The organism is Pedobacter zeae (assembly GCF_014196715.1).
Classification (GTDB): domain Bacteria; phylum Bacteroidota; class Bacteroidia; order Sphingobacteriales; family Sphingobacteriaceae; genus Pedobacter; species Pedobacter zeae.
In genome coordinates, this window is record NZ_JACIEF010000005.1 from 38996 (window position 1) to 53295 (window position 14300).

The window sequence follows — 14300 nt, forward strand, 5'->3', positions numbered from 1 at the left end:
AGATTTTAACAAAACTTTAACACAGTCATAAGTGTATAAGGTACACTAACTGTTTTGTGGGGTACGAAAATCGTTTATGAGAGGTAATGACGTAGTGCCCGGTCTCTGATTTAGGCAAAAAAACATACAGAAATCAGATTTTATAAAAAAGCGGCCTTCATTTTATAACAGTTTATCGCTCTATAAAAAGGAAATATGACTTAAGAAAAAACAGGTTAAAGCTCCATCAAAAACTCGGTTAAATTTTTGTCATGCGGTACTTCAAGTTTTTTACGCAAGCGGTATCTGCGGATTTCTACACCCCTTAAAGTAATGTTCAGCAGCGATGACATTTCTTTACTGCTCATGTTCATTCTTAAATAGGCACATAACTTGAGATCGTTCGGAACAAGATCGGGATGCTGTGCTTTCAGCTTTTTAAAGAAGCTTTCGTGTGCCTCGTTAAAGCTGTTTTCGAACAGGTGCCAGTCTCGCTCGTCGTTCATGCCATCATTGATTACTTTTTGGATTTTCCGGGTCTGATCATCAGAAAGCTTTTTGCCATTTTCATCTTTCAGTTTAGAAATTTCATCACTTAGTTTTTGCAGTAGTTCATTTTTATAAACCAGGGTCATGGCAGAATTGGCCAGTTCCCTGTTTTTGGAAGCCAGTTCTGCCTGTAATTTCTCTGTTTGGAGTTTTACGATCTGTTTTTCGTTTGCTTCAGCTTCCTGTTTTAATATCTCCTCCTGCTCTGCCTGTAAACGGTCGCTTATTATTTGGCTGTCCCTTTTAAGTTTCTGTTCATAAATTTTCTTGCCGAGGATCAATGCCACAACAAATATCAAGGTATAGAAAACTATAGCCCAGTTACTAAGGTACCATGGCCGTAAAATGATAAAAGTGTAAACTGCTTCGTCGCTTACGGTACTGTCGTCTGTTTTGGCCCTTACCTTAAAAACATACTTACCCGGACTTAAATTGGTAAAATCTTTCTGTGTCGCATAACTCCAATCAGACCAGGTTTTAGAATATCCTTCTAAATAAAACTGGTACTTTACCTTTGCCTGGCGGTAATAGGGCAGTGCATAAGAAATACGGATGTTATTGCGGTTATTGGGGATCTCAGTTGCATCATTAATATAGCCGGTTTCGCTGATGAGTGAAAATTTATCGGTAATATCCTCTACACGTCTGATCAGTACAGAAGGCAGTTTGCGCTTTTCCTGTTTCTGTTGTGTGGTGGGGTTATAAATTACAAAACCATCATCCACACTGATCAAATAAATAGAATTGCTGATGCGGCTGATGTTTTCATAATATTGAACCATCCGGCCATCTAAAATGCTGAACTGGTTCGAATCGATTTCTACCTTTCCTGGCTCACTAAAGTTAACCAGGGCTGTTTTACCATGATTGATAAACCAATACTTTTTGCCCCCGGCATTGATGATTTTGTTCGATGATTGGAAAGAACCAAGCTCCTTGTTCAGTGCTTCATATTTGCTGAATTTATCGCTCAACTCATCGTAAGTATAAAAACCGGCATCAGATGAAAAAACGATCTTATTTTCTAAATTAAAAATATTGATGTTGTAGTTCCCCGGCAAACCATTCTTTTCGTCGAAATATTTCGTGCTGATAGCACTGCGGTAATTGGGACTTAAATTCAGCTTATATAAGCCCTTGTAAGCATGTGCTACCCATATATCACCCTTATTGTCCTGCTCTATATACCTCGATGGTGCATCAAATCCTGAGATTTTTGTTTCAAATTTTAATCCTCCTAATTGCGATTCAGTAAAGAGCGACAGCCCGGTATAGGTACCCTGAATGAGGTAATTAGGATCGGAATTTAACTTTTTGATCGTCCATCCTCCTGAAGTTCTCGAAAGCCATTCTATCTGGTTGCCCTTTACTTTAAAGGTGCCGCTATTGTGCCCGCAGATTAATTCATTATCAATAATGGTCAGTTCCCATACCTGCCCCTGCGAATTGGGGATTAACCTAAAGTTAAAAGGTAAAAGATGATCAGGCGACCATTCGCTGTAAAACAATCCCTGGTTAGTGCCAAGATAGATTTTGTTATTGAAAATTATGCTCGAGTAAACGGTTCCAAATTGTCCGGTTTTATCGAAATAGAAATATAAAGGCGAGTTGAGTTCAATACGGTCGATCCCGTTATCCAAGCCTGTCCAAAGATTTTGCTCATTATCCGCATATAAACTTAACACCGTATTGTTTTGTAAACCACTCGATTTATTGATGCGTTGCACTACTTTCCCATTTTCATCTATAATGATGAGCCCGTTAAGGATGGTGCCATAAGCGAAATATTTGCCTAATAAACTTACCCCGTTATTAAGCTGGTAGGTTTTTAAATAACTATTGGCAGGGGTATTTAAAGGTTTGAAGTCTTTCCCATCATAAATGAACAAGCCCTGTTTGCTGGTACCAATAATGAATCCGGTAGTTTTGTAAGGTAGTATAGAAAGAATTCCTTCTTTACCCAGTTTCTCGCTGTTCGGAATGTAGACCAATTTATTACCTGTCAGCTCAAACAGGCCTTTTTCGAGCACTTCAACAAAATACCTGTTGTTTACCTGATGCAGGAATAGAAAAGAAGATGGCGATTTAACCACCTCTATTCTATTGTTTTTATAGATAAAGATTTTTGAAAAAGATTGAAAGATTACCCGGTCTTTGTCTACATATATTTTCCAGATTTCATCATTAATTTTTATCCCTTTTGGAAGTAAGCTGGTGAGCGAGTTATAGCTTAAGAGATTGTTTTTTATAGCCCAATAACCGAATTCGCCAAAACTTCCGGTATAAATCTTCCCATTGCTATCGGTCGCTACAGCCCTTACAATCTGCCGGTTGGGCATCAGGTATTTCTGCCAGTAACGGCCATCAAAAGTTAAAAGCCCCTCGGCATTGCCAAAGTACATTACACCATTTTTATCCTTGGCTATGCTCCAGTTCTGGTTTCCGGATGAATAAACGGATTTTGGATAATTTTCTATGTAAGGTACACCAATACTTTTAATTTCTGATGCATGGGTATTTATAGCAAAGCAGAATAACAGTATTAGAAGCCTGAAGTAGTTTAGCATAAAGTGGTATTGGATAAACCCGTTATAACACAAAGTAAATGAAAAATTGTTTAAAATAGGCGGATGATTGCTGTATGACCAGGGTTGATGGTTTTTTTAGTTCATAGTTAATGGCTAAATTGCTCAGGCAAATACGTTATGTTATAGGCTTAAAGATTGTAACATATTGGTTAATAGATAGATGATGGATATTCATTGCTCAATTTATGTAGCTATTAAGCTATCATGCACTGCCTTATAGAGCCTGCCAATAATCATGAGACATCAATAAAAATATCCTCTATAGTGACGTCTTCAATTTCGATATCATTTTACAAAGTTGTTCGTATTCTGAATATAGCCGTTTAAATTCTAGCTCTGTAATGTAATTTCTAGATGATGCCATAAAAAGACAACTTACTACCTCTAAACCAGAGCGTACTGAATAGGTTAAAAATCTTTTAAATTCGGCTTTTGACTGTCCCATACAACCTTCTGCAATGTTGAGATTTACAGAGTCTGCGGCTTTTTTTATTTGATTGGAAAGACTGAATAATTCTATCCTCGGAAAGTTTTTTGCAATAACATCTATTTCATTACTGAGGTTTAACGAGATCTGCCAAACTTTTAGTTCTTCAAATTTGAAAGCCATAATGTTGATTTTGAAATAAATATAATTATCCTTCTCAATAATATGGTTGCCTAATATTCAAATTTTTATTTGTTTATGTAATTGATAATTTCGATTGACAATTAAACTTTTTAACCCATAATCCATTCAACTATAGATTAAACGGCAAGCAATCAAAATAAAGCCATTAACCAATAGGTTATATAGATTAGGCAATGGGCTATGAACCATAAAGCCATTAACCATAAGCCATTAACTGAGTTTCACCGCCACCGGCTGCGGAACCTTCACATAATAACCTGTACCATCGTATGGGCGTTTACGCGGATGAGTTGTGCATGCTGTTGAGCAGCAACCCTGAAGTTCGTTACCGCAATCGTCGCATTGGGTGATGTGTTCATTGCATTCCGGATTGGCACAATTGATCATTTTAGGTGTGGTTTTACCGCAATTGTAACAAACAGAAACAACGGTTGGGTTCACCTCATTTACATCAACGGCAATACGGTTGTCGAAAACGTAACACTTACCCTCAAAATCCTTTCCACCGGCTTCCTTACCATATTTGATGATGCCCCCATGTAACTGGTACACATCTTTAAAACCATGGTGCAACAATAGGGCAGATGCTTTTTCGCATTTAATCCCGCCGGTGCAATAAGTTAATATTTTTTTGTCTTTATACTGGGCAAGTTGGTTAATCTGCTCCGGAAAATCGCGGAAATTCTCGATGTCAAGCGTTACCGCATTTTTAAACTTACCAAGGTTATGCTCATAATTAGAACGCACATCAAGGATAACAACATCCTCTTCATCTTTCATTTTCATGAAATCGACAGGTTCTAAATGTTTGCCGGTTTGTTTGTTAGGATCGATGATCGAAGTATCCCTTAAACCCGAATGCACAATCTCCGATTTGTAACGGCAGTGCATTTTCAGAAAGGAAAGTTCTTCAACGTCATCGATCTTAAATTCAGTTTTAGCAAATCTTTCATCGGCATGTACTGCCTGCATGTAAGCTGCACAGGCTTCAGGAGTTCCGGAAACAGTACCGTTTAAACCTTCGTCGGCAACGATAATACGGCCAACTAATCCTAACGATTTACAGAATTTAAGGTGATCGGCAGCAAATTGTTCTGCCTCTGCTATGTAACTATAGCAATAGTAAAGTAAGGTCTGATATTTTTTCATAACGCTATTGATACCGTTGCAAACGGCGTTTAAAGCGCTGCAAAGATAGTAAAAAAAGGTGGAAGGTAGAAGGCTTAAGGTGGAAGGTTTTTAACTCCTGCTTTTAGAATCTTTCCTTTTTGTGGAAATACTTCAAATGAGCTGAACGTACCTTAAGCCTTATTCCTATACCTTAAACCTCGTCAGAAGCCATACGAAATTCTAAAACCCTGGGTTAACTTACGTCCGCCATCGTAGGCAAAACCATAACTGGCACGTAAAACAAGGCGTTGGATACCGAAATAAAATTCTTTGTAATTCCTTTTTTCCGGAGAAGATAAATACCCCCCACCTATAAACTCTTCGAGCTTGGCTTTACGCAATAGTGGCACTTTGTTCATGAAAAAGCCTGCAAAATTATGCTCTAAATGGGCCTCGAAATATTGTTGATTGGTACTGAACTGATAAAAATCGAGGTATTGGAATTTCCTTAGGTTAGGAGGGAATATGGTGGATATGTTACCTGCAAAATGTTTGAAATCAGGATAGTACATGCTTTTGTTGTTCAGGAATTTACCCACACCAGCCAAAAACGAAGTATAACCCCATAATCCCAGTCCGATCCTGTCTTCAGAAACCTCCAGTTTTACAAAATCGTAATCAACATCACTGTTCAATGCACCTTTAAACCCTTTTTTATACAATAGGGTAACCTTCGGGAATTTCGACTCCGTATAAAACTTACCGTCAGGACGGGTAATGTATTTCTGTCCGAAGGCATAGGTTAAACTCGCTGTTGCACTGAAAGAAGTATAGGTTGGGAAAAGCGGTGTTTCTACCGTTGGACTAAAAGGATTGTTCGAAGTAAATTCGCGGTCTTTTGCATCAATAATTTTAAATGTAGAATTATTGGTGAGGGTTTTATTCCGGTTGTAATCTACCGCAACACTTCCCTGCAGCCCTGATGCCAGCTCGCGGGTGGTATTGATGTTTATGAAACTCTTTTCGTAAAATTTGGCAAAGTTTTTCTCATAAAACAGCGAGTTAATGGTATTACCCAATTGTGTCATAGAACCCAGGTTGTTCAGGTCGAAAATCCCGTTTCCGAATGATGCACTAACGCTTGCACGCTTGGTCGGATGGTAATAATAAGTTCCGCTTAAACTTCCGGTAAGCTTCTGGTTGGCGAAACCGTATCGCAGTTCAGGGCGGATGGAGTAAGTTCTTCTGTTCTCAAATTCCTTTCTGTAGGTTACCCCGTACCGTACAGCAAAGCCTTCTACAGTATTATAAAATATGGCCTTTATTACCGGATCGAATGACCAGTATTCCTTATCATAGCGATCGTTGATACTGTAACCATGTAATAATAATTTACCGATGCCAAACTTATTATTGTCTTTTTCAAGCGAATCGAGGTACTTTTTCGATTCTTTTAACTTTGCGATGCTATCTTTTTTAACGTAATTGATTTTTTCATCTTCTGTTAAAGGGATAGGCCTGTTGTTTTTCCAGTAAACAGAATCTTTTTTATTGACCATTTCGGTAACTTTTAAGATCTCACCGCTAAAAAAGTTTTTAGAAAATTTAGGCTCCAGGTTATAATTGCTATAAATACCCACATAATAACCGGCTATTTTAAATCCCAGTACATTGCCTGCGAATTGAAAGTTAACAGCGGTTGGCATATAAACCTCGTTAACCTTGGTAAACTGCTGGCTAATGTTTAAAGTATCAATAAAATTAATACCTGCATTTTTGGTCAGGTAAACATCGGTATTGTAAATTCGCCAGCTGCCATCAATAATATAGATAATTCCCCTAAAAACAGGGTCGTTTTCACGGCGGGGAATCACCTCTATTTTGTGGATAGTTTCGCCGTTTTCCTGGCTTTCGCCCAATAGTTTATATTTATAATAAAAAAGGGCGTTATCGGCAATCGGCGAAATAAACCCCCTCGCACTCAATTTGTTTTCTAACAGGTAATTATCGTAAAAGTTGATAATCAGATCAGATGCCTTATTAAAACTGAAAGCATTGTTCCGTCCTGCCACTTTCGATGAGATCATTTCTTCGTGCACCTCATTCGGCCTTCTGAAATTAAACTTGCTCTGCGATTCAGAAAGATAAATGATGCCTTTTCGGTTGGTATCGAGCTCTAAAACTTTTTGGATATCCCGCCCAAAGAATTTTTTTGGCGCACCCCTTAGCCGTTGCACACCTTTGATGTAAACCTCGCAACTGAACTCATTTACCTCGTCGAGATGTTTTTTCCGTTCTTCAATGGCTTTGCGGATTATGGCGTAGGCCGGATCTTCGGCATTGGCCCTGATATTGACATTCTCTAAAGTATAACTTTCAGCAGTTAGTGTTACATTGAGCGAAAGGTCGGCAGTTAGGTTTACAATATGTTCCTGTTGTTTATAGCCAACCGCCCTAAAACTTAAGGTGTATTCCCTGCTTTTTAGCTTTATCGAGTATTTTCCATCAACATTTGCAGAAGTTCCGGTAGTGGTATTCTTTAAATAAACCGAAGCAAAAGGCACAGGTTGCCCGTTTGTATCTTTAATTACGCCTGTAACTGTAAAATGTTGAGCAAATACAAAACTGGTGAGGCTGCAAAAAAACAGGAGTGCGCAAATTCTTCTCATAATTAATTAGTATTCCCTAAATATCGAATATCTTTTAACACTATACACATAGCTACATGTTAAAGTTTGTTAAGATCGAAAAAAAATAGTGATGGCCCGCTATTTCTTGGTAACAATAAAAATGTATAATGGCAATTGGCTTGCCGATCAAACGTTTGTTTGTAGAATTTATTCCGAAAATTGCGTTTTTAGGTCTGCAAAGACTTTTTTTTATACCTTTGGAGCTAAATTCAACCATATTAAAAAGCCATGTACAAAACATTACAACCAGTTCTTCAAAAAGAACTTGAAGAGATCGAAAACGCTGGGTTATTTAAACGCGAAAGGATTATTATTACCCCTCAGGGTGCCGACATTAAAGTGAGCACCGGTGCTGAAGTAATCAATTTCTGTGCGAATAATTATTTAGGACTTTCTTCTCACCCAAAGGTGATAGAAGCAGCTAAAAAAGCGATAGATGATCATGGCTATGGAATGTCGTCAGTGCGTTTTATCTGTGGAACACAGGATGTGCATAAAGAATTGGAGGCAAAAATCTCTAAATTTCTGGGTACGGAGGATACCATTTTATATGCAGCAGCCTTTGATGCAAACGGTGGTGTTTTCGAACCGCTGTTTAATGCAGAAGATGCCATCATTTCTGATGAATTGAACCATGCTTCCATTATTGATGGCGTAAGGTTATGTAAAGCGCAGCGTTTCCGGTATAAAAATGCCGACATGGAAGACCTGGAAAAACAATTGATTGCTGCTAAAGACTGCCGCCACCGGATTATTGTTACCGATGGTGCTTTCTCAATGGACGGTTCAGTAGCTCCGTTGGATAAAATTGCCGATCTGGCCGATAAATATGAGGCATTGATCATGATCGATGAGTCGCACTGTACCGGTTTTATCGGTAAAAATGGACGTGGAACGCACGAACATTTTGATGTAATGGACCGCATAGACATCATTACCGGTACGTTGGGCAAGGCCTTGGGAGGTGCATCGGGTGGTTTTACTTCTGGAAAGAAAGAGATCATCGATATGCTTCGCCAGCGCTCACGCCCTTATCTTTTCTCTAATACGTTGGCTCCGGCTATTGCAGGCGCATCAATTGCGGTGTTGGATATGCTGAGCGAAACGACTTCTTTAAGAGATAAGTTGGAAAGCAACACGAAATATTTCCGTGAGAAAATGACAGAAGCGGGCTTCGACATCAAACCGGGTTTCCATCCGATTGTTCCGGTAATGCTGTACGACGCCAAAATTGCACAACAGTTTGCCGCTAAAATGCTGGAAGAAGGCATTTACGTAATCGGTTTCTTCTATCCTGTAGTGCCACAGGGTAAGGCGCGGATCCGTGTACAGCTATCGGCAGGACATGAGCAGCATCACCTGGATAAAGCCATTGCCGCATTTACCAAAGTAGGTAAAGAACTTGGTGTGATCTAAAAAATAAGATGATAATAAGTACAAAAGCCGCTTTATGCGGCTTTTGTGGTTTATGGGTTCATTTTCTTTTATAATGATAGTGTAAACAGATTATTTGAACTCCCATAAGCCTAAAATTATTAGATAATTTGCTGTATATTTGGAGCCATGTTACAGGACAAAATAACGCAATATACCGAAGCGATCAATGCTTTCGTAACTGAAAAAGCCGACGAATTAGAGCAGTTCCGCATTAAATATTTAGGAAGCAAAGGCATTATCAAAGAAATTTTCGACGAGTTCAAATCTGTTTCTGTTGAAGAAAAAAGATCGTTGGGCAAGGTTTTAAATGAGTTTAAACAGCTGGCCGAATCTAAATATCAAACTTTAAAAGAATCGACCGAAAGTGTTGATGCCAAAAGCGAAAATTCGCAACTGGATTTAACTTTGCCAGGGGAAGGTTTTGAAGTGGGATCGCGTCACCCACTGGCTTTGGTGCGCAGGGAAATTGTAGAGATATTCGCCAAACTTGGCTTTACCGTAGCAGAAGGCCCTGAAATTGAGGACGACTGGCATAACTTCTCTGCGTTGAATTTCCCTGAAGAACACCCGGCAAGGGATATGCAGGATACCTTTTTTATCAAAAAAGGTGGCGAAAAAGGCGACATCGCTTTGCGTACCCATACCTCGTCGGTACAGGTGCGTATGATGGAGCAGGGGCAACCGCCATTCAGGGCAATTATGCCGGGCCGGGTTTACCGTAACGAAGCCATTTCGGCCAGGGCACACTGCTTTTTCCACCAGGTAGAGGGGCTTTATGTTGATGAAAATGTTTCATTTGCTGATTTAAAGCAAACTTTATTCTATTTCGTTCAGGAGCTTTACGGAGAAGGTACAAAAGTGCGTTTCCGTCCGTCATATTTCCCTTTTACAGAGCCATCTGCAGAAATGGATATCTCTTGTACCATCTGTAAAGGGGCTGGTTGCCAGCTTTGTAAATACAGCGGCTGGGTAGAAATTTTGGGCTGCGGCATGGTTGATCCAAACGTTTTGGAAAACTGTGGCATCGATTCTAAAAAATACAGTGGCTTTGCCTTTGGAATGGGTATTGAGCGCATTGCCAACTTAAAGTATGTAATTAAAGATCTGCGTTTGTTTTCTGAGAATGATGCACGTTTTTTAAAGCAGTTTAAATCGGCCTTAATTTAAAAATGAAATATCTGTACAGCATATTATTTGTTTTGTTATTAGCTACCGGTTGTGGTAAAGAGGAGGGGTACATTCCGGATGTGCCTGTAAATTATAATGTCACCATAACTGAATTTAGCCTCAAAGCGGTGAATAATGTGCTGTTAGTTGCCAATAATGGTGTAGGTGGATTGTTGATTGTTAAAACGCCGCTTGGCACTTATGTGGCTTTTGATCGTTGCAGTACCGTAAATCCGGAGAAAATATGCAAGGTTTCGCCGGATGATAGTGGAGTAACCGCAACTGATCCCTGCTCTGGCGCAAAATTTTCACTGCTTGATGGTAGCCCGCAAAAAGCACCGGCAGAGAGAAGTTTAAAAGCATACAATATTTCGCTACAGGGCAACACACTATTACACGTAAGCAATTAGAATGGAAGCTGAAAAAATAAAAGAAACAGTAAAAAAGGCTGCCAAAGAATTATTTAGAAAATACGGTTATCATAAAACCAGTGTAAACGAAATTGCAAAAAAGGCACGTATTGCCAAAGCAACGATTTATAAATATTTTGAAAGTAAAGAGCAGGTATTGGACAGTATCCTGATGGATTATCTGGATCAGAACCTGCACGAAATTCTGCAAAACAAAGTCAGCTATGTATCTGAAGAAGAGCATTTGAAGGCCCTTGTGATGAAAACCAGCCGTTTATCTTTTACCGCCTGTAATGAGTTTATCGGCTGGGATTTTGTGCGCGAAAATGCAAATTCGCAGGAGTTTTTGAAACATTTATCAGATCAGCTTGAAGCCTTGCTGTTAGCCGCCTACCTGCAATTGGATAATTTTAAGAATAATCCTGCGAGAAGAGAAGGATTGGCTTTTTTACTAAAAGCAAGTAAAAGTATTGTATTTTCATTTGCATTTACGTCAGTTAGCGATTCAGACGTGCGTAAAAACTTTGTAAGTTTTCAGAAAGAGATTTTGCCATTTTTAGTAAAAGCTGCGCTTTAAATAGGAGTTGACCATCTCGGTTGAAAACGAAATGGAGAGATTTACTATAGTTTTCTCAATTAATCTGCCTACAAGCTAGAATTGGCAATTTAACCACAGGTAAAAAGGATGCAAACTGATTGAGATCCGTGTGATCCATATGCATCTGTGGTTAAAGAAACATAACTATTGATTATAATAATCTTTCATCTTAAATTTCTGCACGGTTCTTTTCATTTTACCATCAACCAGTTTTTGGGTTATTACTGTAACGTAATCGGCAATGGTCGAATCTTCAATTACTGAAGAATCTTCATATAGCGTATTTTTACCGCTGTATTTGTAATTGATTGTTTTATCAAAACAACACCCATCCTTTTGATGGATGGATAGCTGTTTTGCTTTTTTGTCTACATCGAACATGCCGAGGTTTTGGCTGGCCAGTTTGGTTAGTTCACTGTTTAAAAGGAATTTATTTTCGGGGCCTGCTACATATATATCGTACGACGGGCTCGAATAGCTACCCTTGTTGCCATTTCTGATCGCGAGATCTTCAAGGCCATCGAAATTAAAATCTCCGAAAATTAATGGTGTTTGGTATTTTCCGAGTTCTAGCCAACCTAATTTTGCATCCTGTTTTTCGGTTAAGCCGAATTCAAGATCGTCTGAATGAAAAGTATCAATTTCACCGTTGGTAATCTTATTATACAGTATGATGGTGGCTTTCCCATTACAGGCACCGTTTTCGCACCGATCGACAATAATTTTTGCATTATACTGATCAGAACTATTGTTGGCGAGGAATTTAAACTGTGCTTCTGCTGTATGGGCAATCAATAAGATACTGCAAAAGATGATCAAATTTTTCATTGAATATTTTTCAGTAAAATTACATCATTATCAAGCCGTAAAAAGTTAAAAAAGGTTAACGTTTCCTCTTGCGTGTTCTGGTATAGCTTTGCACCGCTGCTTTTTCTGGTAAGCCAATCCCTGCCTTCCGTGTAGGCATCTATTTTACCCTGGCCTTGCTTACAAGGAGTTTAAGGGCTTCGTAAAGCTTAGTACATGCTGCTCAACGCAGGCAAATAGAAACGAATTACAGGTATGAATAGCTTTTCAGAATGTTTTTTAGTGATGTTTATTCCCACTTAAATACTTTTACGGCCACGGCATAAATACCAATGCCCCAAAGCAATAAGATCATGATCTGGAATTTCACATCCCACAAACCCAACCCTTCAAAAGCTACTTTGCGCATGGCATCGTTTAAATAGGTGAGCGGGAGGGCCCTGCTGATCGGCTGTAACCAATTTGGAAAAGCCTCGATAGAAAAGAATGTTCCCGATAGTAAAAACTGTGGCAGGGTAATAATGTTTGAGATGGGAGGCACCATACTTTCGTTTTTGGCAATACCCGAAATGATAAAACCAAAGCCCATAAAAACAATCACACCAAGGGTAGCGAGTAGGAGCATGTTGACGACCGTAAGTGTGCCATGTACAAGGGTAAAACCAAAAAAGAAATGGCCAATTAAAATGATAAATAAAGCACCAATTAAGGCAAAACCGATACGGGCAATTCCTTCGCCAATTACAATGCTCGAACGCTTTACAGGCGTTGCGAAAAAGCGCTTGATTACCAGCGTTTGGCGCAGGCTTAAAAACACAAATGCCGTTCCGAAAACGCCTGTGCTGAGTAACGAAAAGCCCAATTGGCCCGGAAGTATAAAATCGATCGTTTTGTATTCGCGACCTGTAATGGTGCTCTCTTTTATTTCTGCTACTGTTGGTTTTAAAGTTTTATCGTAAAAGACATTGTTTAAAACCGATTTTAAAATCCCGCCTTTATCTCTCGATGCAGAAGTATATACTACATTAACCGAATAAGCAGCAGAATTTACTTTTCTATGTACATCGATCATGGCATCAACATTGCCCTTTTCAAGTAGTTTATCAAACTCAGCTTTAGATTTATCTTTTACCAAACGGATCATTCCCGTTTTTTCGAGCATGCCTATTACCGGGTTATGTACATCAGAGCCTGGTGTTACCCCAACATCAATGCGCGTGCCGCCACCCCCTAAAAAGCCAAAAACGAGGATAAATATCAGGGGGAAAGCAAGGGTAAATACCACTGCCGAAGGACTTCGCATAATAGACCGGAAACTTGCTTTGGCCAGGGCAAGGGTTGCTTTGGTATGGCTATAGCCTCCAGCCGCTAAAGTGGAACCTGAAGGTTGATCTTGTATATCTTTTTGCATAGTAGTTCTGCTAGATTCTGTTTTTCTCAATTATATAGTAAGCTTTGGTATAAATTCCTTCCCCAAGGGGGATGAGGGCTATTCTCTCCATTCCCGGCCGGTAAGGTTGATGAAAACATCTTCCAGATTGGCCTTTTTAACCTCTTTTTTACGCTCAAAGCCGCTGCTCACCAATTTATCTATTAAATTATCCGGGGTATCCAAAGCAATAATCTGCCCACGTTCTACAAAAGCTACCCGATCGCAAAGCTGTTCAGCCTCATCCATATAATGCGTGGTAATTACAACAGTAGTACCTGCATTCCGGATTTCGATAATCAGGTCCCAAAGATTCCTGCGGGCCTGCGGATCAAGGCCTGTTGTAGGTTCATCCAAAAAAATAATCTTGGGTTGGTTGATAAGCGTTGTTGCTATAGAAAAACGCTGTTTTTGCCCTCCTGAAAGTGCTTTATATTTGGCTTTAGCCTTATCCTGAAGATTTACTTTCTCCAACATTTCCATCGGTTTAATATCAGCTCCGTATAAACCTGCAAAAAGTTCGATCAGTTCTACCAGGTTCAGATTGGGATAGTAACCCGCAGCCTGTAGCTGTACACCGATTATCTGTTTAATATTCTGGGCATGCTTATCCACAGAAAAACCATCAACAATAATATCGCCCGATGTTTTAGCCCTCAGCGTTTCAATAATTTCGAGGGTGGTGGTTTTCCCGGCACCATTCGGGCCAAGCAGACCGAAAATCTCATGCTCGTATACCTCAAAACTAAGCCCTTGAACGGCCACAAAATCATCGTATTTTTTTACCAGGTCTTTAACACTGATAATGGCTTTTTTTGTTTCCATATTGCGAATGTAAGGAGCTTTAGGTGAATAGAAAATGAATTTTATCAGTTACACACTAAAATATCGGTAAAATGATGTTT

The 14300-nt window shown here is 39.3% G+C and carries 11 protein-coding genes; 4 read left to right on the top strand and 7 right to left on the bottom strand.

Going from position 1 to position 14300, the window contains the following annotated elements; all coding sequences use genetic code 11:
- Positions 1-215 precede the first annotated feature (215 nt).
- The 4 genes from GGQ60_RS22190 to GGQ60_RS22205 form a co-directional block, all read right to left on the bottom strand.
- Complete coding sequence (locus tag GGQ60_RS22190; RefSeq protein ID WP_183768531.1) at positions 216-3095, bottom strand: triple tyrosine motif-containing protein; 2880 nt, start codon at positions 3093-3095, stop codon at positions 216-218.
- Positions 3096-3375: 280 nt separating this feature from the next.
- Complete coding sequence (locus GGQ60_RS22195) at positions 3376-3726, bottom strand: four helix bundle protein (RefSeq protein ID WP_183768533.1); 351 nt, start codon at positions 3724-3726, stop codon at positions 3376-3378.
- Positions 3727-3957: 231 nt separating this feature from the next.
- The gene (gene trhO / locus GGQ60_RS22200; protein WP_183768535.1) at positions 3958-4896 is read right to left on the bottom strand and encodes an oxygen-dependent tRNA uridine(34) hydroxylase TrhO; all 939 of its coding nucleotides are present in this window, start codon (positions 4894-4896) and stop codon (positions 3958-3960) included.
- A gap of 182 nt (positions 4897-5078) precedes the next feature.
- Positions 5079-7526 carry a DUF5686 and carboxypeptidase regulatory-like domain-containing protein gene (locus tag GGQ60_RS22205; RefSeq protein ID WP_183768537.1) on the bottom strand — a complete coding sequence of 816 codons (2448 nt, stop codon included), beginning with the start codon at positions 7524-7526 and terminating at the stop codon, positions 5079-5081.
- A 249-nt stretch (positions 7527-7775) separates the two neighbouring features.
- Between GGQ60_RS22205 and kbl the strand changes: the two genes are divergently transcribed.
- From kbl to GGQ60_RS22225, 4 genes are all read left to right on the top strand, one after another.
- Positions 7776-8963 (top strand): glycine C-acetyltransferase, encoded by a 1188-nt coding sequence (gene kbl, locus GGQ60_RS22210; protein WP_183768539.1) that lies wholly within the window; start codon positions 7776-7778, stop codon positions 8961-8963.
- A 147-nt stretch (positions 8964-9110) separates the two neighbouring features.
- The gene (pheS, locus tag GGQ60_RS22215) at positions 9111-10151 is read left to right on the top strand and encodes a phenylalanine--tRNA ligase subunit alpha (RefSeq protein ID WP_183768541.1); all 1041 of its coding nucleotides are present in this window, start codon (positions 9111-9113) and stop codon (positions 10149-10151) included.
- 2 nt (positions 10152-10153) lie between these two features.
- Positions 10154-10561 carry a Rieske (2Fe-2S) protein gene (locus tag GGQ60_RS22220; RefSeq protein WP_183768542.1) on the top strand — a complete coding sequence of 136 codons (408 nt, stop codon included), beginning with the start codon at positions 10154-10156 and terminating at the stop codon, positions 10559-10561.
- Between the two features lies 1 nt (position 10562).
- Positions 10563-11138 (top strand): TetR/AcrR family transcriptional regulator, encoded by a 576-nt coding sequence (locus GGQ60_RS22225; protein ID WP_183768543.1) that lies wholly within the window; start codon positions 10563-10565, stop codon positions 11136-11138.
- Between the two features lie 165 nt (positions 11139-11303).
- Here the strand turns inward: GGQ60_RS22225 and GGQ60_RS22230 are convergent, their stop codons facing one another.
- From GGQ60_RS22230 to GGQ60_RS22240, 3 genes are all read right to left on the bottom strand, one after another.
- The gene (locus GGQ60_RS22230; protein ID WP_183768545.1) at positions 11304-11987 is read right to left on the bottom strand and encodes an XAC2610-related protein; all 684 of its coding nucleotides are present in this window, start codon (positions 11985-11987) and stop codon (positions 11304-11306) included.
- 268 nt (positions 11988-12255) lie between these two features.
- On the bottom strand, positions 12256-13377 hold the full coding sequence (locus GGQ60_RS22235; RefSeq protein WP_183768546.1) for an ABC transporter permease: 1122 nt from the start codon (positions 13375-13377) through the stop codon (positions 12256-12258).
- 78 nt (positions 13378-13455) lie between these two features.
- On the bottom strand, positions 13456-14220 hold the full coding sequence (locus GGQ60_RS22240; protein WP_183768548.1) for an ABC transporter ATP-binding protein: 765 nt from the start codon (positions 14218-14220) through the stop codon (positions 13456-13458).
- Positions 14221-14300: the final 80 nt, after the last annotated feature.